Origin of the sequence: Bacillus sp. FSL R5-0585 (assembly GCF_038004545.1) — a bacterium.
In the GTDB taxonomy this organism is placed as follows: Bacteria; Bacillota; Bacilli; order Bacillales; family Bacillaceae_G; genus Bacillus_A; species Bacillus_A cereus.
In genome coordinates, this window is sequence record NZ_JBBORJ010000001.1 from 4,920,001 (window position 1) to 4,944,478 (window position 24,478).

Consider the following 24,478-nt stretch of genomic DNA (forward strand, 5'->3'; position numbering starts at 1 on the left):
AACGATTTGGGCACTGTCTCAACCAGAGACTCGGTGAAATTATAGTACCTGTGAAGATGCAGGTTACCCGCGACAGGACGGAAAGACCCCGTGGAGCTTTACTGTAGCCTGATATTGAATTTTGGTACAGTTTGTACAGGATAGGCGGGAGCCATTGAAACCGGAGCGCTAGCTTCGGTGGAGGCGCTGGTGGGATACCGCCCTGACTGTATTGAAATTCTAACCTACGGGTCTTATCGACCCGGGAGACAGTGTCAGGTGGGCAGTTTGACTGGGGCGGTCGCCTCCTAAAGTGTAACGGAGGCGCCCAAAGGTTCCCTCAGAATGGTTGGAAATCATTCGTAGAGTGCAAAGGCATAAGGGAGCTTGACTGCGAGACCTACAAGTCGAGCAGGGACGAAAGTCGGGCTTAGTGATCCGGTGGTTCCGCATGGAAGGGCCATCGCTCAACGGATAAAAGCTACCCCGGGGATAACAGGCTTATCTCCCCCAAGAGTCCACATCGACGGGGAGGTTTGGCACCTCGATGTCGGCTCATCGCATCCTGGGGCTGTAGTCGGTCCCAAGGGTTGGGCTGTTCGCCCATTAAAGCGGTACGCGAGCTGGGTTCAGAACGTCGTGAGACAGTTCGGTCCCTATCCGTCGTGGGCGTAGGAAATTTGAGAGGAGCTGTCCTTAGTACGAGAGGACCGGGATGGACGCACCGCTGGTGTACCAGTTGTTCTGCCAAGGGCATAGCTGGGTAGCTATGTGCGGAAGGGATAAGTGCTGAAAGCATCTAAGCATGAAGCCCCCCTCAAGATGAGATTTCCCATAGCGTAAGCTAGTAAGATCCCTGAAAGATGATCAGGTTGATAGGTTCGAGGTGGAAGCATGGTGACATGTGGAGCTGACGAATACTAATAGATCGAGGACTTAACCATATAATATGAAGCAATGTTATCTAGTTTTGAAAGAATATAAAAAACTTGTTGACTTTCAAAAGTAAATGAGTTACAATAATTCTTGTCTTAAATGAATACAGTCTGGTAATGATGGCAGAGGGTCACACCCGTTCCCATACCGAACACGGAAGTTAAGCTCTCTAGCGCCGATGGTAGTTGGGACCTTGTCCCTGTGAGAGTAGGACGTTGCCAGGCAAATGGAGGATTAGCTCAGCTGGGAGAGCACCTGCCTTACAAGCAGGGGGTCGGCGGTTCGATCCCGTCATCCTCCACCATTTAGCCGACTTAGCTCAATTGGTAGAGCAACTGACTTGTAATCAGTAGGTTGGGGGTTCAAGTCCTCTAGTCGGCACCAGAAATCATGGCGGTTGTGGCGAAGTGGTTAACGCACCGGATTGTGGCTCCGGCATTCGTGGGTTCGATTCCCATCAGTCGCCCCATTTTTCTTAAATAAATTAATATGCGGGTGTGGCGGAATTGGCAGACGCACCAGACTTAGGATCTGGCGCCTTTGGCGTGGGGGTTCGACTCCCTTCACCCGCACTTTTAATTAAATAACTCATACATGTCTTGCGGAAGTAGTTCAGTGGTAGAATACAACCTTGCCAAGGTTGGGGTCGCGGGTTCGAATCCCGTCTTCCGCTCCAATTTTCAATATGACATGCCGGGGTGGCGGAACAGGCAGACGCACAGGACTTAAAATCCTGCGGTGGGTGACCACCGTGCGGGTTCGACCCCCGCCCTCGGCACCATATGCGCCCGTAGCTCAATTGGATAGAGCGTTTGACTACGGATCAAGAGGTTAGGGGTTCGACTCCTCTCGGGCGCGCTTTTATTAACGGGAAGTGGCTCAGCTTGGTAGAGCACCTGGTTTGGGACCAGGGGGTCGCAGGTTCAAATCCTGTCTTCCCGATATCCCTAAAAAACATGGGGCCTTAGCTCAGCTGGGAGAGCGCCTGCCTTGCACGCAGGAGGTCAGCGGTTCGATCCCGCTAGGCTCCACTTATATTAATATCATTTATGGCGGTGTAGCTCAGCTGGCTAGAGCGTACGGTTCATACCCGTGAGGTCGGGGGTTCGATCCCCTCCGCCGCTACCATAAAGGACCTTTAGCTCAGCTGGTTAGAGCAGACGGCTCATAACCGTCCGGTCGTAGGTTCGAGTCCTACAAGGTCCACCATTAGACGTATATATCTCGGAGGTATACCCAAGTTCGGCTGAAGGGATCGGTCTTGAAAACCGACAGGCGGCGAGAGTCGCGCGGGGGTTCGAATCCCTCTACCTCCTCCATTTTTTCTAAAGTAAATATTTTATCATCGCGGGGTGGAGCAGCACGGTAGCTCGTCGGGCTCATAACCCGAAGGTCGCAGGTTCAAATCCTGTCCCCGCAACCAAATGGTCCCGTGGTGTAGTGGTTAACATGCCTGCCTGTCACGCAGGAGATCGCCGGTTCGACCCCGGTCGGGACCGCCATTTTTACATAAAGGCTCGGTAGCTCAGTCGGTAGAGCAGAGGACTGAAAATCCTCGTGTCGGCGGTTCGATTCCGTCCCGAGCCACCATTTTGAAGTCGCAAGCCGACTTAGCTCAATTGGTAGAGCAACTGACTTGTAATCAGTAGGTTGGGGGTTCAAGTCCTCTAGTCGGCACCACTTTCAAAATGAGCCATTAGCTCAGTTGGTAGAGCATCTGACTTTTAATCAGAGGGTCGAAGGTTCGAGTCCTTCATGGCTCACCATTTACAATTTAATGCGGGTGTAGTTTAGTGGTAAAACAAGAGCCTTCCAAGCTCTGGTCGAGAGTTCGATTCTCTTCACCCGCTTTTCAATTATGGGCCTATAGCTCAGCTGGTTAGAGCGCACGCCTGATAAGCGTGAGGTCGATGGTTCGAGTCCATTTAGGCCCACCATAATTGTTCCGCAGTAGCTCAGTGGTAGAGCTATCGGCTGTTAACCGATCGGTCGTAGGTTCGAGTCCTACCTGCGGAGCCATATTTATAGAGAAGTACCCAAGTGGCTCAAGGGGCTCCCCTGCTAAGGGAGTAGATCGCGAACGCGGTGCGAGGGTTCGAATCCCTTCTTCTCTGCCAGAACTGGCCCGTTGGTCAAGTGGTTAAGACACCGCCCTTTCACGGCGGTAACACGGGTTCGAATCCCGTACGGGTCATACTAAAAGAGATAGCATAATCTGCTATCTCTTTTTTGTTGTGTAAAAGTGGACTTTGAATAGTCTGCTTTTTTATGCAATAGAAGAAATATGAAGTATGGGCTGTTGCAGTTGGGTATATAGAGCCGTAAATACAATCATGTTGTTTATTTGGGCCTGTATGAATATGAAGGAACTATCTATCTAAAATGATACCTCAAGTTGAACTTTTACCCCAGCTGTATGGCTGTAGCCTCCTACACTTGGAGAAACCGATGAAAATACATCCGGGAGCTACTGTGGAAAATAAATAATATATAGAAGAAGCTGCCTCTCAATAGGGTGACCTACTGGAGACAGCTTTTTTATGTTGTCATTATTGTCGAGTTTTGTCGGTAAGTCGATATATTGCAAAAATCGCTGATATAATTTGAGTTACGATCGATAAATTTTAATAATCGCTGATATATTTGGAGTTACGGTCGATATATTCTAAAAATCGCCGATATAATTTCACTTACCGATGAAAACCACAAAAAAACCCTTTCACAATCTAAAGAAAACGCCTCCATTGAAATGGATTCCACACCTAATCCAATAACTTTACACTCTATGTGAAAAAGTTCACAAATAGGTCATAATTTGTGAAGTAATTCACAATAATACGTGCTACAATATGAGTGTAAAGAAGTTAAACAACATTAAATTAGTATTTTAATTAATTACTTAAACAATCATAAAAAATATATGTGAACAATAGAGAGGGGAAATTACCATGAAAAAAGGTATCAATCGTGTAGTATTAGTAGGAACAGGAGCTGTAGGTTGTAGTTACGCTTACTCAATGATCAACCAAGGTGTAGCTGAAGAATTCGTATTAGTAGATGTTAATGAAGCAAAAGCAGAAGGGGAAGCAATGGACTTAAGCCATGCGGTACCATTCTCTCCATCACCAACAAAAGTTTGGAGCGGTAGCTATGCAGATTGTAAAGATGCAGATTTAGTTGTTATCACTGCTGGGTTACCACAAAAGCCAGGTGAAACTCGTTTAGACTTAGTTGAGAAAAATACAAAGATCTTTAAACAAATTGTTCGCGGCATTATGGATAGCGGATTCGATGGAATCTTCTTAATCGCAACTAATCCAGTTGATATTTTAACTTACGTAACTTGGAAAGAATCTGGTTTACCGAAAGAGCGCGTAATCGGTTCTGGTACTACTTTAGACTCTGCTCGTTTCCGTTACATGTTAGGTGACTACTTAGATGTAGATCCACGTAACGTTCATGCTTACATCGTTGGTGAACACGGTGACACTGAACTTCCAGTATGGAGCCACGCTACTATCGGTGTACAAAAATTAGAAACAATCTTAGCTAACAACGAACAGTACAAACAAGAAGACTTAGACAAAATCTTCGAAAACGTACGTGATGCAGCTTACCATATCATCGAGCGTAAAGGTGCAACTTACTACGGAATCGGTATGTCACTACTTCGTGTAACGAAAGCAATCTTAAACAACGAGAACAGCGTATTAACTGTATCTGCATACCTTGAAGGTCAATACGGCGAGAAAGATGCTTACGTAGGTGTTCCAGCTGTAATTAACCGCGAAGGTGTACGTGAAATCGTAGAACTTGAGCTAAATGAAGAGGAAAAAGTGAAGTTCGCTCATTCTGTAAAAGTATTAAAAGAAACAATGGCACCAGTACTATAATAATTGCTAAATAATTCAGAGGTGGGAAACTGCTTCTTACCTCTGAACTTATATAATTTAATATAAATTCCTTTTCCGGTTTCCCTTGTATATCCCCAATATACCCCTTTTGCTGGATAAGGGTCGTTTATAGAAAAGAGCACTCTACTTTAAGTAGAGTGCTCTTTATTATTATTTTTTAGGCGTTAATCCTAATTTCTTTAAAATATCTGCCAGTGTACCGCTTTGGGATTTTTCTACAGGTGTTTGTGATTTAGATGGATCTGGACCTTTTTTCAAGAAGTTCTTTTCGACGAAGCGAATATCTTTTTCATCGACAATCCCATCTTTATTAAGGTCTCCGTCTTTTACAGTTAGTCCTTTTTTACCATAGCTGCTAGCGATAATTTCAGCATCTCTAATATCGATTACTTTATCAGCATTTACATCGCCGGCAAGGTTTTCGTTAGGTCTTGCATAATAATATTGGCCAAGCAGCTTACCGTCTTTTTCAGTACCAAGTTTCGTTGTTAGGCGGCTTGTTAAATGTCCTGGCACATCTACATATAAGTTATAGTCGCGTTTATTAACTGGAAGTCCATTTAGTTTGAAGTATCCGTATTTATCTAGTGAGCCTTCAAACTTATGACGGTAAGAATCAGTCGCATATACTTTTACGCCAAGCTTTGTATAATCGAACTTTTCATCTAAATATCCGCGTTCATTTAAGAACGCACCAGGTTTAATATTTCCTTCTACTAGTGAGTTTAAGGACATAACTGAGAATGTTTGATCTTGAAGTACACGCATTCTATTTGGTTCTGATTCACCTTGTTTCCAGTAAACAAAAATTGGTGACTCTAATTGAGCGTTTGCTTCATAAAATTCATCATTTTCTACTTTGAAAGTTACATCAATGAACGGGAAATCACCATCTAATCCAGCAAAGTTTTTGTCATCGATAGCGCCGCCAACTGTAACAGAACCTGCCTCTAGTTTCGGTTCATTTACTTTTGCGGTTACTCCTTTTTCGGAAAGTAGCTTTTCAAAAGCAGGATTAAATTTCGCATTTCAATAACATTGTGACAAAAAATATTGAGAAACATTTTTTTTGACAGATTATTTTGTTTTGATTTTGAATGAAAAATAGCATGAAAAATAGGATAAACATAATAAAATAAAGGTTGAGAAAAAATAATTGGTAAAAACATAGAAGAATAATAAAGCGTTTTCAATGAATATTCGTCAAAATTCGATATTTTACACGGAAATGTGAAGAAAAACTAACATTTTTAAGAAAAAAACGAATGTTTTTTATAAATTAACAAGGATATTGCAGTTTTTCGCAGAAATAGTTAAAGTATAAAAAATTCTGTCATCTAAGTGAGGTGAGCATATTGAGTGTAATAAATTGTGAAGAAGTGAAACGAGATGAGTTTCATACAGAAAAGTACTATGAAAGTTATAACATCTTTGGCGCACATGTTGTGACGGAAGATGAGATTCAAGGGGTACGATTTACAGTGTGGGCTCCTCATGCGAAAGCAATGAGTGTTGTTGGAGATTTTAATGAGTGGGATTATGAGCAACATAAGATGCTACAAGTGACAGAAGAAGGCATTTGGTCCTTATTTATACCGCATATTGAAGAAGGAGAAATATATAAATATGCGATTGAAACGTTGGCTGGTGACGTCATTTTAAAGGCAGATCCGTATGCTATATATGCAGAAGTAAGACCGAATACGGCATCTGTAGTTTTTGATATAAAAGGATATGAATGGAATGATAAAAACTGGAATCGTAAGAAAAAGAAAAAACCGATTTATAAAGAAGCGATGACAGTTTATGAATTACATTTTGGTTCTTGGAAAAAGAAAGAAGATGGAACACTATATTCTTACAGGGAAATGGCAGAAGAACTCATTCCGTATGTGGTGGAACATCAATTTACACATATTGAAATTATGCCGCTTGTTGAGCATCCATATGATCGTTCTTGGGGATATCAAGGAACGGGATATTATGCAGCGACGAGTAGATTTGGTACACCGCATGATTTAATGTATTTTGTCGACGAATGTCATAAATATGGAATCGGTGTCATTTTAGATTGGGTACCGGGGCATTTTTGTAAAGATGCTCACGGTTTATATTTGTTTGATGGCACACCGACCTATGAATATAAAGATAAAGATGTACAAGAAAATCTAGTATGGGGAACTGTCAATTTTGATTTAGGAAAGAGAGAGGTACGTAATTTCTTAATTTCAAATGCGTTATTTTGGATGAGATATTTCCATATTGATGGTTTCAGAGTAGATGCAGTTGCGAACATGTTGTACTGGAATAAAGAAGGACAAGAGCAAAGTAATGAGTACGCTGTTTCATTTTTACGGGAGTTAAATGAAGCGGTATTTGCAGAGGATGAAGATTTTCTTATGACGGCAGAGGATTCAACAGCTTGGCCACTTGTAACAGCACCAACGTATGAAGGTGGGCTTGGATTCAATTACAAATGGAATATGGGCTGGATGAATGACGTGCTGAAATATATGGAGTGTGCGCCAGAGTACAGAAAATATATTCATGAGAAAATGACGTTCTCTTTACTATATGCTTACTCTGAAAACTTCATATTACCCCTTTCTCATGATGAAGTCGTTCATGGGAAAAAGTCGTTATTAAATAAAATGCCAGGTGATTACTGGGATAAGTTTGCTCAGCTTCGTTTATTATATGGATATTTCTTTACTCACCCAGGAAAGAAATTACTTTTCATGGGAGGAGAATTCGGGCAGTTTGATGAGTGGAAAGACCTTGAAGATTTAGATTGGAATTTACATGATTTTGAAATGCATCGTTATATGCATGATTACTTTAAAGAGCTCATAGCATTGTATAAGCGCTCAAAACCACTTTGGCAGCTTGATCATTCGCCTGAAGGTTTTCAGTGGATTGATGCTAATAATAACGAGCAAAGTATTTTCTCGTTTATCCGTCAAGGGGATAAACAAGAGGATGCGTTAGTTATCGTATGTAATTTTACGAAAGCTACATATGAAAACTATAAAGTAGGTGTACCAGATTTCGAGTATTATAACGAGATTTTAAACAGTGATGCACAGCAATATGGAGGTTCGGGACAAGTGAATAAGAAACGTCTTAAGACGATTCTAGAACCGTACCATAATCAAGCAGCACATGTAGAGATTACAATTCCACCATTTGGCGTATCCATATTACGACCAGTGAAGACGAGAAAGGGGAGCAAAAAACAAGATGGCTCAAAAACAAAAGTGCGTAGCAATGTTACTAGCAGGGGGAAAAGGTAGTCGTTTAAGTGCATTAACAAAAAATTTAGCCAAGCCAGCTGTTCCATTTGGTGGTAAATATCGCATTATTGATTTTACGCTAAGTAACTGTGCGAATTCTGGTATTGAAACGGTTGGGATTTTAACGCAATATCAACCACTCGAACTTCATAATTATATCGGAATCGGAAATGCGTGGGATTTAGACCGAGTAAACGGTGGAGTCACAGTATTACCTCCTTATGCGGAGTCTTCAGGGGTTAAGTGGTATACAGGTACGGCAAGTGCCATTTATCAAAACTTAAACTATTTAAGTCAGTATGAACCGGAGTATGTTCTCATTTTATCAGGCGACCATATTTATAAAATGGATTACAGTAAGATGCTAGATTACCATATTGAGAAAGAATCGGATGTATCCATTTCTGTTATTGAAGTACCTTGGGATGAAGCGAGTCGCTTTGGCATTATGAATACGAATGAAGAGATGGAGATTGTTGAGTTTGAAGAGAAACCACAATTTCCAAGAAGTAATCTTGCATCAATGGGAATCTATATTTTTAATTGGTCAATTTTGAAAGAGTATTTAGAGATGGATGCAAGAAACCCTGAATCTAGTAACGATTTCGGAAAAGACGTACTTCCGCTTTTATTGGATGAAGGGAAGAAGTTAATGGCGTATCCGTTTGAAGGATATTGGAAAGATGTTGGAACGGTGAAGAGCTTATGGGAAGCGAATATGGATTTGCTTCGCGATGAAACATCACTGAATTTAAACGATCGTAATTGGCGTATTTACTCTGTCAATCCAAACGAACCGCCTCAATATATTGCTGAAAAGGCGAAAGTAGAAGAATCGCTTATTAACGAAGGGTGCGTCATTGAAGGGGACGTGAAGCATTCTGTGTTATTCCAAGGAGTGACGGTGGAAGAAGGAAGTATGGTGATTGATTCTGTCGTTATGCCAGGAGCTAAGATTGGTAAAAATGTTGTGATTGAAAGAGCGATTGTTGGATCAGAAATGGTTATCGAAGATGGAACAATCATTCGTCCAGAAAAGAATGTTGACGATGTAGTATTAATTGCTGAAGGGAAATAGAAAAGGGGGATGAAATGAATGGGAGAAAAAATGTTAGGAATTATTAATGCAACGGGAAGTTTTCCTTCCTTAAAGAAAGTAACAGGGCATCGTTCACTAGCGGCGTTACCGTTTGGGGGCCGTTATCGACTCATTGATTTCATGCTTTCAAATATGGTGAATTCTAGTATTCATAGTGTGGCAGTTTTTACAAGCCATAAAAATCGTTCGTTAATGGACCATGTTGGTTCAGGAAAACAGTGGGATTTAGATAGAAAACGAGACGGACTATTTTTATTCCCGCCAAACTGCCAATGTGACCAAGATGAATTTGGGTCTTTTGCACACTTTAGAAGACATATTGATTATTTTCTAAGAAGCAGAGAAGAGTACGTTGTTATTACGAATAGCCATCTCGTAACAGCATTAAATTTTCAAGCGGTGTTAGAGCGACATATACATACGGCAGCTGATATTACAGAAGTTTGCCATGAAGGGGTTTCGCTTCAAACATACGTGTTAAAGAAACAATTATTGTTAGACTTATTTGAGTCATATAAAGGTGTGGAACAATACAGTTTATTTGATGTAGTGAGAGAAAAGCGCGGGAAATCATTACACATTGCTACATATGAACATACTGGATATGTAGCAATTATTGACTCGATTGAAAGTTACTATAAACATAGCTTAGAAATTTTGCAACCTGCTATTTGGAAGCAATTATTTAAGAAAGAAGCACCGATCTTTACGAAAGTAAAAGATGAGCCACCAACTCGTTATTTAAAGGGTGCAGTCGTGAAAAATACAATGATTGCAAATGGCAGTATTATTGAAGGGGAAGTCGAAAACAGTGTTGTTTCCCGTTCGGTTAAAATTGGAAAAGGTTCAATTATTCGTAACAGTATTATTATGCAAAAGAGCCAAATTGGAGATAACTGTATAATAGACGGTGTTATTATTGATAAAGACGTGAAAATTGGCGACGGTGTCGTATTAAAAGGAAGCGCCGATGAGCCGTATGTTGTAGAAAAAGGAAGCGTACAAAACAGTACGATTAATAGTTATTCCTAAAGAATCAGTGGGGGCTTTTTCCTCCACTGATTAAAGTTTTAATTTAAATGAAAACTCGAAGGGAGGAAGCTGCAAGAGGAGTAATAAAAACTTTTCGCGCAGTGGGACAACAAGTGAATATTTTATTTGCAGTATCAGAATGTGTACCGTTTGTGAAATCGGGAGGATTAGCTGATGTAGCGGGTGCGCTCCCAAAAGAGCTAAAAAAATTAGGAGTGGACGTTCGTATTATACTTCCGAATTATAGTCTCATTCCGCAAAAGTTAAGAGATGGATGTACGTTACATAAAGTAATTAACGTCCCTCTTGGGTGGAGAAATCAATATTGTGGAATTTTAAAAGGTGAGCAAGACGGAATTACGTATTACTTAATAGACAATGAATATTATTTTAAGAGAGATTCTCTGTATGGTCATTACGATGACGGAGAGCGTTTTTCTTATTTCTCAAAAGCGGTGTTAGAGTGTATTCCGCACCTTGATTTTGAAGTGGATGTTCTTCATAGCCACGATTGGCATACGGCTATGGTTAATTTCTTACTTCGTGAAAAGTATCAAGATAACCCGTTATATGAGCGTATTAAAACGGTATATACAATTCATAACTTGCAGTTCCAAGGTGTATTTCCTCCTGAAGTGATGTACGACTTGTTAGAGCTTGGTGATGAATATTTTCATAGTGAGCAGCTAGAGTTTTATGGAAACGTAAACTTTATGAAAGGCGGTATTATTGCTTCGGATCAAATTACAGCGGTGAGCCCGACGTATAAAGAAGAAATTCAATATGAATTTTTCGGTGAGAAGTTAGATGGATTACTGCGAAAATATAATGATAAGCTTAGCGGCATTGTAAATGGAATTGATACGAGCGTATATAATCCAGAAACGGATTCGTATATTAATGCCCAGTATGATGCAGAGTCATTATATGAAAAGAGTGAAAATAAACGCGCCTTGCAGCGTTATTTTGGTTTGCCAGAAAAAGAGGATACACCAATTATTTCAATGGTAACGAGATTAACGAAGCAAAAAGGTCTTGATTTAGTACGTACTGTATTCCGGGAAATAATGGAAGAAGATGTACAATGTATTATTTTAGGATCAGGTGATTCGGAATATGAGCAATTCTTTGAATGGATGGCATATGAGTATCCGGAGAAGGTAAAAGTTTATATCGGATTTAATGAAGAATTAGCTCATCAAGTGTATGCAGGAAGTGATTTATTCTTAATGCCATCGCTGTTTGAACCGTGTGGACTTGGACAACTTATCGCATTAGCATACGGTACGATTCCAATTGTAAGAGAAACAGGTGGATTAAATGATACGGTACATTCTTATGATGAAGAAACTGGAGAAGGAAATGGTTTTAGTTTCACGAATTTTAATGCACATGACATGCTGCATACGATTCATCGTGCAATTGAATTCTATCACGATAAACCGGTATGGGAGCAGCTTGTAAAACAAGCGATGACTGAAGATTACAGCTGGGAGCAATCGGCTCTTGCTTATAAGGAATTATATAAAAGTCTCATGGAATAACATGTAGGTGGTGAAAAAATGTTTACTCATGTTGAAAGTTTTAAATCAACTTTTCTAGAAAAGTTAGAGACGATGTATGGTAAAAGTTTTAAAGATTCTACAACTCGTGATCAATATAATACACTCGGCCATATGGTACGTGAGTATATGAATAGTCAATGGATTGCAACGAACGAGAGTTATCGATCCGGAGAGCAAAAGCAAATGTATTACTTGTCTATTGAGTTTTTGCTTGGACGTTTGCTTGGAAGTAACATCTTGAATTTAGGTATTCGAGATGTATGCGAGCAGGGGTTATCTGAACTAGGGATTTCGTTACAAGAGTTAGAAGAAGTGGAAGCAGATGCAGGCCTTGGTAATGGCGGCCTTGGACGCTTAGCAGCCTGTTTTCTCGATTCACTTGCATCTTTAAACTTGCCAGGACACGGCTGTGGAATTCGTTATAAACATGGTTTGTTTGATCAGAAAATTGTTGATGGTTATCAAGTTGAATTTCCAGAACAGTGGCTTCTTCATGAAAACGTATGGGAAGTAAGAAGGCATGATCAAGCTGTAGAAGTAAGTTATTTCGGCAGTGTTGAACCGCTAGAAATTGACGGGCGTTTAGAGTTTAGGCATACAAATGCAGAAGTCATTATGGCCGTGCCATATGATGTGCCGGTAGTTGGCTATGAGACGAGTACTGTAAATACACTTAGACTTTGGAATGCTGAACCAGTTCCTTTCCCGCAAAACTGCAAAGATATTTTGAAATATAAGCGTGAAACAGAGGCTGTATCGGAGTTTTTATATCCAGATGATACGCATGATGAGGGAAAAATACTTCGTTTAAAACAACAGTATTTCCTCGTATCAGCAAGTTTGCAAAATATCGTTCGAATGCATAGAGAAAGATACGGTGACCTTCGTCAACTACATGAAAAAATTGCGATCCACATTAACGATACACATCCGGTTTTAGCAATTCCGGAACTGATGCGTATTTTACTAGACGAAGAAAAGTTAGCATGGGAAGAAGCTTGGCACATAACGACGCAGACGATTTCTTATACGAATCATACGACGTTATCAGAAGCGCTCGAAAAGTGGCCAATTCACATTTTTAAACCGTTATTACCGAGAATTTATATGATTATTGAAGAGATTAATGAACGTTTCTGTCATGAACTGTGGGAACAGTATCCGTATGAGTGGGATCGTATTGAAGCAATGGCGATTATTGCACATGACCTTGTGAAAATGGCTCATTTAGCGATTGTCGGTAGCCATAGCGTAAACGGTGTAGCAAAAATTCATACGGAAATATTAAAGCAGCGGGAAATGCGATTGTTTTATGAATTTTATCCAGATAAGTTTAATAATAAGACGAATGGAATTGCTCATAGGCGCTGGCTTATGAAAGCAAATCCGCAGTTAACAAATCTCATTTCAGAGGCGATTGGAACGGAGTGGAAGAAAGAACCGATTAAGCTTCAAGAGCTACAATTAGTTCAATATGATGCGAGTTTCCAAGAGAAATTTGCAGAGGTAAAACAAGAGCGTAAAGAGATTTTAGCGGAGCGTATTCATAATACAATGGGGATTACCATTGATCCAAATTCTATTTTTGATGTGCAAGTAAAAAGATTACATGCTTATAAACGACAATTATTAAATGTTCTTCATATTTTATATTTATATAACCGTTTGAAAGAGGATGCTAGTTTTACATTTTATCCGCGTACTTTTATTTTTGGAGCGAAAGCATCACCTGGCTATTATTACGCGAAAAAAATTATTAAATTAATAAATGAACTCGCAAGAAAAGTAAATAATGACCCGTATGTCAGTCAATATATGAAAGTTATCTTTCTAGAAAACTATCGAGTTTCTTTAGCAGAAGATATATTCCCAGCGGCGGATGTAAGTGAACAAATTTCAACGGCGAGTAAAGAAGCATCGGGAACAGGTAATATGAAATTTATGATGAATGGTGCGATTACACTCGGAACGCTAGACGGTGCTAACGTTGAAATAAAAGACCGGGTCGGTGATGATAACTGTTTTATTTTCGGTTTAACAGCCGAAGAGGTTCTTCATTACTATCAAAATGGTGGATATCGTGCAAGTGATTATTATCACCACAATGGGCACATTAAAAAGGTAGTAGATCAGTTAACGAATGGTTTCTTTGCACAGTCGGGAGCCGAATTTGAAGCAATTTACGATTCTCTCGTTATTCAAAATGATGAATATTTTGTTCTGCGAGATTTTGGTCCATATGCTGAAAGACAAGAAGCTGTCGGTAGAGCTTATGAGAACCGAACGAAGTGGCTAGAAATGTCGATTTTAAATATTGCACAGTCTGGTCATTTTGCGAGCGATCGAACAATTTTGCAGTACAGTAATGAAATTTGGGGTATTGGTAATGCAGTTAAACAGTTTTAAAGAGGTTGCTATATTGGGAGATATATTATCGATTTACCAACCGAAATGGATATTAATAAATAAAACGTGCTTAATAAAATTAAGCTCGTTTTATTTATTTTGCTTAAGAAAGAAATGGAACAGTGGTATATATGATACCTGCCCCATCATACTCTCCTGTCGCAAAGTATGAAAATGTAAAGAAACCTGTAACCGTAAAAATTACAATAAGAAAAAGTGCGAAGATAAATTTTAACATGTAAGGTCCCCTCATCCAAAAATAACTTCATACATTATTATAGTATACGAATATTTTATTTCCAATTGTTTACTGGTTAAAAATGAGAAGTCAGACATGTTTTGTATGTTGTAATGGAATGATTATTTGTAATGGATTTTGTGTTTTTTGTAAATGTCATGTTGTGATGGACGTGTGCATACTCCCAATCATGATCATTAAAATTTATGTTTCGGGGAGGGAGAAGTGGGACGACATCGAACAAGTTGACGAAACGAAAGCTACTAGCTACTTGTAGTTTATAATAATTTCGAAAAGCGATATCTCCTACTTTTGGAGAAGCGAATGTATAAAGTCCATACTGTGCGAAGGCAGTATTTATACGTGCATCTAATATGTGTAATGTGGCAAGCGCGCCACCTAGACTATGCCCAGTAGCTAGCAGTTTTTTATGTGCTGGCAATGATACGAGCATATCCATAATAGAATCACGACAAGACTCATAAATAGAGAGAAAACCGTTATGGACATTTCCGCCATTTAAAGCATAAGGATAAGGTTTTTGATTGACGAGAGAATCAATAATCCAATCGGGGTCTGTTTGAGTGCCTCTGAAGGCAACAATAATTGTATCCTCAGATTCTAATATAAATCCGAACCATTCTGTTGTTTGAATGGCCTTTCCTTGAAACCCTTGTACATATTGAAAACCATCTGGTATCTCGAAAATGCCATTTTGTTTATATTGTTCATACGTTAACTCACAACAAGAAGCTAACAGTATGGCAGTGTCTTTATCAAAGGATAAAGGAGTACGCATTAAGGTAGCCCTCCTTAAGAAAAGGTATAGTTTAATATATGCGGTGAGGAACTTGATTCATTCTTTTGGAGGTGGGGAATAGCTTGTATCGCTTATCTAAATCGGTGGAGGAAATTATAAGGTCAAAATAAAACAGTGCCTGATAAGGGCACTGTTTACTCTTTTTCATCTCAAGGAATCGACTTTTTTAGTTATTCTTAATGAACTGACGCATGCGTTAGTTGCATAAGTAAGAGGTTTGAAAAAATAGCCTGTATATATTTGAACGATGAATAACTTACCTATTTTCTTGTGTTTGTTTACACTATATACAGAAAAATTTGAAAAACAAAACGTATTATTTATCTGTTTGTTTTTGCTTCTTTTTCAAATATTCCGTACGCAATTTTTCAAGTTGCTGCTTTTTATCAAATTTGGCAGGTTTCTGTTTTTCATGGAACTTTGCCACAGCTACCTGACTTTTGGAATCCAATTGATATTTTCCCACTTTGTTCACCTACTTTTCTTGTCTCTAAAGAGAATCTATTCAACAAATATAATATACCTTATTTTCCTGAAGTAAACCTTATTACTTTATTTTAACTGCTTTTTCTCGTTTGTAGACGTAAATTAAAACACCCTTTCACTACATTACTGCAAGCAAGGGTATTTTAATTTTATTATTTTATTAGTTGATGGCCATGCCTACATAAGGGCACAGTTTACTCTTTCCCATCTAATAAACGACCAAGTCCACCTAATACACTACCTTCGCCAGTACTTTGCGCTGCTGGGCTTGTAAGGCGTGCTGCTAAGCGGCTAAGTGTTAAGGACTGAATCCAAACTGTTCCAGGACCTTCTAATGTTGCGAAGAATAAACCCTCGCCGCCAAATAGAGCTGTTTTTACTTTACCAACGAACTCGACATCATAGTTAATGTCTTTTGTCATAGCAACGAGACAACCTGTATCAATGCGAAGTTTCTCACCAGGTTTTAATTCACGTTTATATACAGTTCCACCTGCGTGCATGAAAGCAAGACCGTCACCTTCAAGTTTCTGCATGATAAAACCTTCACCACCGAAGAAACCAGTTCCTATTTTTTTCGTAAATTCAATTCCGATAGAAACACCTTTTGCGGCACAAAGAAAGGCATCTTTTTGACAAACTACTTTTCCTTGATATTCTGTTAAATCTACAGGAATAATTTTACCAGGATAAGGAGCAGCAAATGAGACGTGGCGCTTGCCGTGACCTGTATTTGTAAATACAGTCATAAACATACTTTCGCCTGTAACGAGACGCTTACCAGCGCCCATTAATTTTCCGAATAAACCTCCAGATGGGCCAGAACCATCACCGAAGATTGTTTCCATTTCTATGTAATCTTCCATCATCATCATTGCGCCAGCTTCTGCGATCACGCTTTCTTCTGGATCTAACTCAATTTCAACAAACTGCATATCATCTCCGTATAACTTATACTCGATTTCATGTGCTCTCATTTTTTTCACCTCGTATGTAATAGATACTTATATTGTACAGAATTTAATAGGATTAGAATACTTTAGTTTTGTTAATTTTCAAATAAAGTGGAACAAACCAAAACGGATTATCAGCTCCCGCCAATCAAGCTGTCTGCAAATAACGGGCTAAAATATGAATATGGAAATTCAACATTATATTAAAATTATAAAAAAATGGTGGAATGAAAGTGTTCTCATTTGACGTTTTGGATATAGCGTGATATAGTGAAATCACTATTGAGCTACATAATGTGGTACGGAAATAAAGCACGTTGAATTAAAGGCTGTAAGCTTGTTATACATTCATGTCCTTTATATCCACCTTTTCATGTGGATTCATAGTTTCATTTTTATTTAGGAGGTACATGACATGCAAACAGGTAAAGTTAAATGGTTCAACAGCGAAAAAGGTTTCGGTTTCATCGAAGTTGAAGGTGGAGACGATGTATTCGTTCACTTCTCAGCTATCCAAGGTGACGGATTCAAAACTTTAGAAGAAGGTCAAGAAGTTTCTTTCGAAATCGTTGAAGGTAACCGTGGACCACAAGCTGCTAACGTTACAAAAAACTAATTAGCTAGCGATAAAAAGCATTCCGATTTTCGGAATGCTTTTTTTTATTCTTTGGAACTCGACTCATTTGAAGATAATTCGCCCTTAAAGGTACGCTCTTCAAAGTCATCAAGCATTTGTTCATATTCTTCATGTTCTTCCGTAGCGAAAACTTGCGGATTTTTTCCATACATATCTGTACCAATAAAGTTTTCGAAATCTTCTACGTATCCTACATTTTCCTCACTGTTTACGTACATGCCATTATAGTTTTTCGAATCTCGTCTTTCTAAATCAGACGGTGTTTCAGACGTTCCATAATTGGCAACATCTTGCCACGAATCTTCTGCATCGTACTCAACAGAGCGATCCTCATCGTGTTTATGGAAAGAGGGAGACAATACTTCTTCTTCAACTGGTCGTGTATTCATATTTAGCTTATTTGTCGCGTGCTGGATGCATGTTGTAGCAGTCGGCATTGCTTCTAATCTTTCAAATGGAATTTCTTCGCCAGACACTTCGCAAATGCCGTACGTACCCGCTTCTATTTTTTGCAAGGCATGTTTCGTATCCTCTAGCTGTTTATGCCAAAGTTCAATAAGCCCGAAGTCTTTTTCACGTTCATATAGCTCTGTTGCCATATCAGCTGGATGGTTATCATAGCTAGATAATTCTCCAACAGACTCACGTTCAGATGCACGATCTTCATTTTCATGTGTTTGTATCGTTTGCTCTAGTTCATGCTTTTGCTTTTCTAAAACGGATTTAAATTGACCTACTTGTTGTGGAGTTAACATAGTCGTCCACCTTCCTACAATTCAGTTTCTTTACATAGTATGAGCGTTGAGAGTAGGAATTATGAGATGAATTTCAGATATGAAAAAGGAGCCGCATAAGCAGCTCCTTTTATAGAAAGTATCCAAGCAATAATCCGATTCCCATTAGAAAACCGAAGATTGTATTTGTTTTTGCTGTTGCAATCATCGCAGGTACCATTTCCATCGGAATGCTTTTACCGATAAAGCCTTTCGTCGCTTTAAATGCTTTCGGCGCACTTAAAAATACGATAAGCATCCATGGTGATACGATGCCCACGATAATTAAAGCAATTGTCCAAATGTAGGAAACGATGAACATCGAAGCAAGTACACCAACCGCTCGCTCGCGTCCAACGAGAATTGCTAACGTTTTACGACCATTTTCTTTATCGCCATCCAAGTCGCGAATATTATTAGCTAGTAAAATGGCGCCAATTAAAATGGAGCTTGGAATAGATAGTAAAATGACTTCTGATGTTACAGTTCCAGTTTGAATAAAGAATGAAATTCCAATAATAATGACACCCATAAATAATCCGGCTGTCAACTCTCCAAATGGTGTATATGCAATTGGAAGTGGGCCACCTGTATAAAGGTAAGCAACGGCCATACAAACAAGACCGATTGCAGCAAGCCACCAGCTAGAATTCATACAAATATAAACACCTAATAGTATTGCGATGCAGAAAAATCCAAATGCTAAGTTAAGCACTGTTTTTGGCTGAATGCCATCGCGAACGATAGCGCCGCCGATACCAACTGAACCTTCGTGATCGAGTCCTCTTTTATAATCAAAGTATTCATTAAACATGTTTGTTGCTGCTTGAATGAGAAGACAAGCAAGAAGCATCATAAGGAAAAGAGGAAGATGTATTTGATTTATACCTCCGACCTGCATCGAATATGCTGTTCCGATGAAAACAGGCACGAAGGCTGCTGTTAATGTATGGGGACGTAGTAAACTCCACCAGATGCGCCAGCCTGTTTGCTTACTTGGCTTTGGCGCCGTAGGAGAGGAATTCGTTTCGACGTTCATTTCCATGTTGAATCCTCCTTTGGTCACATATTGTACACAACTAAGTGTAGAAAAAGCATCATTTAGTGTCAATGTTTATTTTCTAGGAAGAGAAGGTGGATTTCTCAGAAATGCTAAACGTTGACAGGCCTTTCGTTTGAGGTGTATCTTAAAATCAAGCGTAATTATGACTATTTTTCGCCCATAGGGGGGAGACAATTGTGATTCAAACGAAACAAAAAGGCTTGCAAGAAGTTCTTATTGCAGCCATCAAGCGTGCAACTAACGAAAAAACATTAGTTAGTTTTGTAAAACAAATAGACTGGGTGGATCCGCTTCTGTTCTATGCAGCAGGAAAAAGGATTTCATTCGAAAATAGATGTTATTTTGCAGATCCGGCTCAGCGTGTAATATTTGCAGGAATTGGCTCTGTTTTCACTATAGCAAATTCTTCTCATAAGCGCTTTCAAACCGCTCGCGACGAGTGGGAGAAAGTAAGAGAGAATGCATTTGTCCAAAGAGATGAATATGAATTTGGAACGGGTCCGCTTTTATTTGGTGGTTTTTCCTTTGATCCAGAAAAAGAGAAAACGGACCTATGGAAAGAGTTTAAAGATACGACATTTTCACTACCAGCATTTTTATTAACTGTAAAAAATGAAAAAGCATGGTTAACGATGAATACATTTGTTTCAGCAGCAGATTGTGCAGAAACTCTTTATAACGAAATGATTTCTTTAGAAGAGAAAATTTTGGGAGAGAGTAAATGTGCGCTAAACGGATCGAAATTGACTGTTATTTCTAAAGTGGAAGTGGATCCGAAAGGCTGGATGAAAGCAATTGAAAAAGTACAAGATGAGATGAAGCAGGGGAACGTGCAGAAGGTTGTATTGGCGAGGGAACTAAAAGTAGAGATGAATCATTCGATTGATTCTGCTCTTGTTTTAGAAGCACTTCGCATTGGGCAACCGGATTGTTACGTATTTTCTTTTGATTATAAAGGAGCATGCTTCTTAGGAGCGACGCCAGAGAGGTTAATTCGCAAAGAAGATGAGAAGTTTACTTCGATGTGTCTTGCTGGTTCAACTGGTCATGGTCAATCTATAGAAGAAAGTAAGCGAAATAGTAATGCGCTTCTTCATGATGAAAAGAATTTAGCTGAACACGGTTATGTTGTGAACATGATCAGGTCGGTATTAAATGAGCACTGCGAATACGTTAATATTCCGGAGAGTCCAGGTCTATTAACAACGAAAAACTTAATTCATTTATATACGCCTGTAGAGGCAAAAGGCACTGCGAGTCTTTTAACGATGGTAGAAGAATTACATCCAACACCAGCTCTTGGCGGGACACCTCGTTTGGAAGCGATGAAACTGATTCGTGATGTTGAATTGTTAGACAGAGGATTATATGGTGCACCGATTGGCTGGATAGATGATGAAGGAAATGGTGAATTTGCGGTTGCACTTCGCTGCGGATTATTAAATGGCGAGAAAGCATCCTTATTTGCCGGTTGCGGGATTGTAATTGATTCAGTACCGCAACTTGAATATGAAGAGACAAGTTTGAAGTTTAGACCGATGCTTGGTGCTTTGGAGGAATTAATGAAATGAACAATCATATAGAAGCATTATCATATTATTTAGGCGCGTTCGTGGATGAACTGACGCGTCTAAATGTATGTGATGTTGTCATTAGTCCAGGCTCACGGTCAACGCCGATTGCTCTACTAATGGAACAACACGAAGGAATGAACACATATTTACATGTAGATGAAAGATCTGCAGGATTTTTTGCGCTCGGTATCGCAAAAGCGAAAAAACGTCCGGTTGCATTATTATGTACGTCAGGAACGGCAGCAGCGAACTACTATCCAGCTGTATGTGAAGCTTTCCATTCACGAGTGCCGCTTATCGTCTTAACAGCAGATAGACCGCATGAATTAAGAGATGTCGGTGCACCACAAGCGATGAATCAATTTAATTTATACGGTACGTTTGTGAAGCAATTTACAGAGATGGCACTTCCAGAAGCGAGTGAAGCGATGTACCACTATGCTCGCATGACAACGCAGCGCATGATAGCAAGTGCTTGTTTAGCGCCGCAAGGACCTGTTCATCTTAATTTTCCAGTTCGTGAACCGCTTATCCCGGACTTTTCATTAGAAAGTTTATGGGATAAAGGACGCGGGGAATATACAGGAGTAGTTCAGCAAGGGAACGTGGTGATGCCGAGTGAATATGTAGATTCTCTTGTAGGGCGCCTTTCACATATGGAAAAGGGGCTTATTATTTGTGGAGATGATAGTCATTCAGAAATCGCAACGTTTGCAACGCAACTAGCTGAAAAAACGGGATACCCAATATTAGCAGACCCACTTTCTAATATTCGTAGCGGACACCACGATAAAACGATGGTAATCGACTGTTATGATACATTTTTACGAAATGAAAAGTTAAAAGAAACATGGAAACCGGACGTTTTAATTCGCTTTGGTGGTATGCCTGTTTCTAAATCATTAACGCAGTTCATAAAAAAACAAACAAAAGCAGTTCATATCGTTGTCGATGAATCAGGACAATGGAGAGATCCAGCTCTTGTTGCGACAGAAGTTGTGCAAGCAAGTGACATTGAATTCTGCAAGGCATTAATAGAAAAAATGCCAGTTATGAAAAAGAATGATTGGTCCCTAATGTGGCAACATATAAACGAAAAAACGAAGGAAACGCTTCGTGAAATGGAAACATATGAAACTGCATTTGAAGGAAAGGTTATTACAGATATTGTGCGAGTATTACCAGAAGACGCAACGTTATTTGCGAGCAATAGTATGCCAATTCGTGATACAGACTCATTCTTCTTCACATCGGATAAAAACATCCATGTGATGGCAAACCGTGGTGTAAATGGTATTGATGGAATCATTTCGACAGCTCTAGGAGCAAGCGTTATTTGCGACCCACTTGTATTAGTAATTGGTGATTTATCATTTTATCACGATTTAAATGGACTGTTAGCAGCGAAATTACATGAATTAAATATAACAATTGTCGTTGTAAATAATGATGGTGGGGGTATTTTCTCATTCTTACCACAGTATGAGAAAAAGGAACATTTTGAATCATTATTTGGAACACCAATTGGACTTGATTATGAGCATGTTGTCAAAATGTACGGCGGTTCATTTAGCCGTGTAAATGGTTGGGAGCAATTCCGAGAAGAGGTACAAAAAGGAACGACGACAAACGGTTTACACGTTGTAGAAATTTGTACGAACCGTGATGAAAACTTAACATTGCACCGTACATTATGGGCAAAAACGCAGGACGTAATTACTACATACTTGCAAGGTGAATCAAAATGAACGTAACGCTGCAAGGTGTATCGTATGAATATGAAGTTGTCGGAAGCGGGGAACCACTTCTACTTCTTCATGGTTTTACGGGAAGTATGGAAACTTGGCGTTCTTTTATCTCTTCATGGAGTGAGCAGTTTCAAGTTATTGTAGTGGATCTTGTTGGACACGGAAAGACCGAGAGTCCTGAAGATGTTGCGCATTATGACATTCGAAATGTGGCATTGCAAATGAAAGAACTATTAGATTACCTTCATATTGAAAAAGCACATATACTTGGCTATTCAATGGGCGGTAGACTGGCGATTACGATGGCATGTCTATATCCAGAATATGTACGTTCTCTTTTATTAGAAAATTGTACAGCTGGGCTCAAAAGTGAAGATGAGCGAAAAGAACGCTGTGAAAAAGATGAGCGACTTGCCGATAAAATTGAGCGAGAAGGCATAGAAAGTTTTGTATCGATGTGGGAAAATATTCCGCTTTTTGAAACGCAAAAACGTTTAGTAAAAAACGTACAAGAAGCGGTGCGAAAAGAACGACTTGCTAACAACCCAACAGGGCTCGCAAATAGCTTGCGCTTCATGGGAACTGGGGCTCAGCCTTCATGGTGGGATGAGCTAAAAAACTTAAAAATACCTGTTCTTTTAATGAACGGAGAGCATGATGAAAAGTTCTTTCGCATATTAAAAAACATCGAAAAATGCGTCTCTGACGCGAAATTTGTCAAAATTGATGGTGCTGGCCATGCAATTCATGTGGAACAACCGGAAAAGTTTGATACAATAGTAAAGGGATTTCTAAAAACTATGCAGTGATGCTTTTTTCAGTTAAGAATGAAGTTACACTTATAGAGGAGATCAGAAATATACAAGGAGGTAGTTGTAATGGCTATTGAATGGGTAAAAGAAGGCAATTACGAAGATATTATTTATTCAACATACAATGGTATCGCAAAAATTTCGATTAACCGTCCTGAAGTACATAACGCATTCCGTCCAAAAACGGTAATGGAGTTAATCGACGCTTTTGCACAAGCTCGTGATGATGCAAATGTTGGCGTTATCATTTTAACAGGTGAAGGTGGACGTGCATTCTGTTCTGGCGGCGACCAAAAAGTTCGCGGTCATGGTGGATATGTAGGTGACGACCAAATCCCTCGTTTAAACGTATTAGACTTACAACGTCTAATTCGCGCAATTCCTAAACCAGTTATCGCAATGGTAGCAGGTTATGCAATCGGTGGTGGACACGTACTTCATATCGTATGTGACTTAACAATCGCTGCAGACAACGCTGTATTCGGACAAACAGGTCCTAAAGTAGGAAGCTTTGACGGTGGATACGGAGCTGGTTACTTAGCTCGTATGGTAGGCCACAAGAAAGCTCGCGAAATTTGGTACCTATGCCGTCAATACAGTGCTGGGGAAGCGCTTGATATGGGCTTAGTAAACACTGTAGTACCATTAGAAGAGCTTGAAGCAGAAACAGTACAATGGGCACAAGAAATTTTAGCAAACAGCCCAATGGCACTTCGTTTCCTAAAAGCTGCATTCAACGCAGACACAGACGGTCTAGCTGGTATTCAACAACTAGCTGGAGATGCAACGTTATTGTACTACACAACTGACGAAGCAAAAGAAGGCCGCGACGCATTCAAAGAAAAACGCAGTCCGGACTTCGGTCAATTCCCTCGTTTCCCGTGATCAAACCAAAAGCGGAAGCGTCTTGCTTAGAACAAGAGGGCGTTGGAACTCCTGACGTAGAGGCGCTTTTTGCCTCGTAGGAAGGCGTGAAACGACCGACTGTTCTAGCCGCTGTAGCTGGATGAAACCAAAAGCGAAAGCAGCTCGTTCAGAATGTGAGGGGGATGGAGCTTCTGACGTAGAGGCGCTTTTTGCCTCGTAGGAAGAAGTGAAGCCACCGAGCATTCTAGCTGCTGTAGCTGGATAAGACCAAACCGGAAACAAA

General features: G+C 39.7%; 17 protein-coding genes, 22 tRNA genes, 2 rRNA genes and 2 pseudogenes (1 of these 43 cut by a window edge). 35 read left to right on the top strand and 8 right to left on the bottom strand.

Going from position 1 to position 24,478, the window contains the following annotated elements; translation table 11 throughout:
• The 24 genes from MKY38_RS25255 to MKY38_RS25370 form a co-directional block, all read left to right on the top strand.
• Positions 1-923 (top strand): 23S ribosomal RNA (locus MKY38_RS25255) (it extends 1,997 nt beyond the left edge of the window).
• Positions 924-1,024: 101 nt separating this feature from the next.
• Positions 1,025-1,139: ribosomal RNA gene (gene rrf / locus MKY38_RS25260) — 5S ribosomal RNA — on the top strand.
• 4 nt (positions 1,140-1,143) lie between these two features.
• A tRNA-Val gene (locus MKY38_RS25265) sits at positions 1,144-1,219 on the top strand.
• Between the two features lie 4 nt (positions 1,220-1,223).
• A tRNA-Thr gene (locus MKY38_RS25270) sits at positions 1,224-1,299 on the top strand.
• Between the two features lie 9 nt (positions 1,300-1,308).
• A tRNA-His gene (locus tag MKY38_RS25275) sits at positions 1,309-1,384 on the top strand.
• A gap of 22 nt (positions 1,385-1,406) precedes the next feature.
• Positions 1,407-1,487 (top strand) — tRNA-Leu (locus tag MKY38_RS25280).
• A 29-nt stretch (positions 1,488-1,516) separates the two neighbouring features.
• Positions 1,517-1,591 (top strand) — tRNA-Gly (locus MKY38_RS25285).
• Positions 1,592-1,607: 16 nt separating this feature from the next.
• A tRNA-Leu gene (locus MKY38_RS25290) sits at positions 1,608-1,696 on the top strand.
• A 3-nt stretch (positions 1,697-1,699) separates the two neighbouring features.
• Positions 1,700-1,773: transfer RNA gene (locus tag MKY38_RS25295), tRNA-Arg, on the top strand.
• Between the two features lie 10 nt (positions 1,774-1,783).
• Positions 1,784-1,857: transfer RNA gene (locus MKY38_RS25300), tRNA-Pro, on the top strand.
• 16 nt (positions 1,858-1,873) lie between these two features.
• Positions 1,874-1,946: transfer RNA gene (locus tag MKY38_RS25305), tRNA-Ala, on the top strand.
• 20 nt (positions 1,947-1,966) lie between these two features.
• Positions 1,967-2,043 (top strand) — tRNA-Met (locus MKY38_RS25310).
• A gap of 4 nt (positions 2,044-2,047) precedes the next feature.
• A tRNA-Ile gene (locus tag MKY38_RS25315) sits at positions 2,048-2,124 on the top strand.
• A 17-nt stretch (positions 2,125-2,141) separates the two neighbouring features.
• Positions 2,142-2,234: transfer RNA gene (locus MKY38_RS25320), tRNA-Ser, on the top strand.
• A gap of 27 nt (positions 2,235-2,261) precedes the next feature.
• Positions 2,262-2,338, top strand: a tRNA-Met gene (locus MKY38_RS25325).
• Between the two features lie 3 nt (positions 2,339-2,341).
• Positions 2,342-2,417: transfer RNA gene (locus MKY38_RS25330), tRNA-Asp, on the top strand.
• Positions 2,418-2,429: 12 nt separating this feature from the next.
• Positions 2,430-2,505 (top strand) — tRNA-Phe (locus tag MKY38_RS25335).
• Between the two features lie 14 nt (positions 2,506-2,519).
• Positions 2,520-2,595: transfer RNA gene (locus MKY38_RS25340), tRNA-Thr, on the top strand.
• A gap of 10 nt (positions 2,596-2,605) precedes the next feature.
• Positions 2,606-2,681: transfer RNA gene (locus MKY38_RS25345), tRNA-Lys, on the top strand.
• 13 nt (positions 2,682-2,694) lie between these two features.
• A tRNA-Gly gene (locus MKY38_RS25350) sits at positions 2,695-2,765 on the top strand.
• A 10-nt stretch (positions 2,766-2,775) separates the two neighbouring features.
• Positions 2,776-2,852, top strand: a tRNA-Ile gene (locus MKY38_RS25355).
• 7 nt (positions 2,853-2,859) lie between these two features.
• Positions 2,860-2,934, top strand: a tRNA-Asn gene (locus tag MKY38_RS25360).
• Positions 2,935-2,941: 7 nt separating this feature from the next.
• Positions 2,942-3,032 (top strand) — tRNA-Ser (locus MKY38_RS25365).
• Positions 3,033-3,037: 5 nt separating this feature from the next.
• Positions 3,038-3,109: transfer RNA gene (locus tag MKY38_RS25370), tRNA-Glu, on the top strand.
• A gap of 97 nt (positions 3,110-3,206) precedes the next feature.
• Here the strand turns inward: MKY38_RS25370 and MKY38_RS25375 are convergent.
• Positions 3,207-3,382, bottom strand: a pseudogene (locus MKY38_RS25375) (IS4 family transposase); the annotation flags it as partial.
• Between the two features lie 481 nt (positions 3,383-3,863).
• Between MKY38_RS25375 and MKY38_RS25380 the strand changes: the two are divergent.
• Positions 3,864-4,808, top strand: a complete 945-nt coding sequence (locus tag MKY38_RS25380; protein WP_000715340.1) for an L-lactate dehydrogenase — start codon at positions 3,864-3,866, stop codon at positions 4,806-4,808.
• 171 nt (positions 4,809-4,979) lie between these two features.
• On the opposite strand, the pseudogene MKY38_RS25385 reads toward MKY38_RS25380, so the two are convergent.
• A pseudogene (locus tag MKY38_RS25385) lies at positions 4,980-5,858 on the bottom strand (dockerin type I domain-containing protein); the annotation flags it as partial.
• Between the two features lie 326 nt (positions 5,859-6,184).
• Here MKY38_RS25385 and glgB point away from each other — a divergent pair.
• From glgB to glgP, 5 genes are all read left to right on the top strand, one after another.
• Positions 6,185-8,122, top strand: a complete 1,938-nt coding sequence (gene glgB / locus MKY38_RS25390) for a 1,4-alpha-glucan branching protein GlgB (RefSeq protein WP_000111398.1) — start codon at positions 6,185-6,187, stop codon at positions 8,120-8,122.
• Positions 8,070-9,200 carry a glucose-1-phosphate adenylyltransferase gene (glgC, locus tag MKY38_RS25395; RefSeq protein ID WP_000057604.1) on the top strand — a complete coding sequence of 377 codons (1,131 nt, stop codon included), beginning with the start codon at positions 8,070-8,072 and terminating at the stop codon, positions 9,198-9,200. The genes glgB and glgC overlap by 53 nt, the downstream gene beginning before the upstream one ends.
• A gap of 18 nt (positions 9,201-9,218) precedes the next feature.
• Positions 9,219-10,253, top strand: coding sequence for a glucose-1-phosphate adenylyltransferase subunit GlgD (gene glgD / locus MKY38_RS25400; RefSeq protein WP_000504168.1), 1,035 nt, complete (start codon positions 9,219-9,221; stop codon positions 10,251-10,253).
• Between the two features lie 113 nt (positions 10,254-10,366).
• Positions 10,367-11,797, top strand: a complete 1,431-nt coding sequence (glgA, locus tag MKY38_RS25405) for a glycogen synthase GlgA (RefSeq protein ID WP_065223008.1) — start codon at positions 10,367-10,369, stop codon at positions 11,795-11,797.
• 18 nt (positions 11,798-11,815) lie between these two features.
• Entirely contained in the window at positions 11,816-14,224 is a 2,409-nt protein-coding gene (glgP, locus tag MKY38_RS25410; protein ID WP_000494098.1) for a glycogen phosphorylase, read from the top strand.
• 103 nt (positions 14,225-14,327) lie between these two features.
• Here glgP and MKY38_RS25415 read toward each other — a convergent pair whose 3' ends face one another.
• The 4 genes from MKY38_RS25415 to MKY38_RS25430 form a co-directional block, all read right to left on the bottom strand.
• Positions 14,328-14,462 (bottom strand): hypothetical protein, encoded by a 135-nt coding sequence (locus MKY38_RS25415; protein ID WP_000911075.1) that lies wholly within the window; start codon positions 14,460-14,462, stop codon positions 14,328-14,330.
• A gap of 76 nt (positions 14,463-14,538) precedes the next feature.
• Positions 14,539-15,261 carry a lipase family protein gene (locus tag MKY38_RS25420; RefSeq protein WP_001260111.1) on the bottom strand — a complete coding sequence of 241 codons (723 nt, stop codon included), beginning with the start codon at positions 15,259-15,261 and terminating at the stop codon, positions 14,539-14,541.
• A 337-nt stretch (positions 15,262-15,598) separates the two neighbouring features.
• Entirely contained in the window at positions 15,599-15,748 is a 150-nt protein-coding gene (locus MKY38_RS25425; protein ID WP_000521639.1) for a hypothetical protein, read from the bottom strand.
• A gap of 214 nt (positions 15,749-15,962) precedes the next feature.
• Positions 15,963-16,745, bottom strand: coding sequence for a TIGR00266 family protein (locus MKY38_RS25430; RefSeq protein WP_001201257.1), 783 nt, complete (start codon positions 16,743-16,745; stop codon positions 15,963-15,965).
• Positions 16,746-17,136: 391 nt separating this feature from the next.
• Here MKY38_RS25430 and cspD point away from each other — a divergent pair, with 391 nt between their 5' ends.
• The gene (gene cspD, locus MKY38_RS25435; protein ID WP_001193054.1) at positions 17,137-17,337 is read left to right on the top strand and encodes a cold-shock protein CspD; all 201 of its coding nucleotides are present in this window, start codon (positions 17,137-17,139) and stop codon (positions 17,335-17,337) included.
• 44 nt (positions 17,338-17,381) lie between these two features.
• On the opposite strand, the gene MKY38_RS25440 is transcribed toward cspD, so the two are convergent.
• Positions 17,382-18,113 (bottom strand): yteA family sporulation protein, encoded by a 732-nt coding sequence (locus MKY38_RS25440; RefSeq protein WP_069604373.1) that lies wholly within the window; start codon positions 18,111-18,113, stop codon positions 17,382-17,384.
• A 109-nt stretch (positions 18,114-18,222) separates the two neighbouring features.
• Positions 18,223-19,176 carry a 1,4-dihydroxy-2-naphthoate polyprenyltransferase gene (locus MKY38_RS25445; RefSeq protein ID WP_065222655.1) on the bottom strand — a complete coding sequence of 318 codons (954 nt, stop codon included), beginning with the start codon at positions 19,174-19,176 and terminating at the stop codon, positions 18,223-18,225.
• A gap of 194 nt (positions 19,177-19,370) precedes the next feature.
• Here MKY38_RS25445 and MKY38_RS25450 point away from each other — a divergent pair, with 194 nt between their 5' ends.
• The 4 genes from MKY38_RS25450 to menB all read left to right on the top strand — a co-directional run bounded on the left by MKY38_RS25450 (position 19,371) and on the right by menB (position 24,213).
• Positions 19,371-20,765 carry an isochorismate synthase gene (locus tag MKY38_RS25450; RefSeq protein WP_065222656.1) on the top strand — a complete coding sequence of 465 codons (1,395 nt, stop codon included), beginning with the start codon at positions 19,371-19,373 and terminating at the stop codon, positions 20,763-20,765.
• On the top strand, positions 20,762-22,516 hold the full coding sequence (gene menD, locus MKY38_RS25455; RefSeq protein ID WP_114556114.1) for a 2-succinyl-5-enolpyruvyl-6-hydroxy-3-cyclohexene-1-carboxylic-acid synthase: 1,755 nt from the start codon (positions 20,762-20,764) through the stop codon (positions 22,514-22,516). Before MKY38_RS25450 ends, menD begins: the two co-directional genes overlap by 4 nt.
• A complete protein-coding gene (gene menH / locus MKY38_RS25460; RefSeq protein WP_114556115.1) occupies positions 22,513-23,325 on the top strand; it encodes a 2-succinyl-6-hydroxy-2,4-cyclohexadiene-1-carboxylate synthase in 813 nt (270 codons plus the stop codon). Before menD ends, menH begins: the two co-directional genes overlap by 4 nt.
• A 69-nt stretch (positions 23,326-23,394) precedes the next feature.
• On the top strand, positions 23,395-24,213 hold the full coding sequence (gene menB, locus MKY38_RS25465) for a 1,4-dihydroxy-2-naphthoyl-CoA synthase (protein ID WP_000963882.1): 819 nt from the start codon (positions 23,395-23,397) through the stop codon (positions 24,211-24,213).
• Positions 24,214-24,478 lie beyond the last annotated feature (265 nt).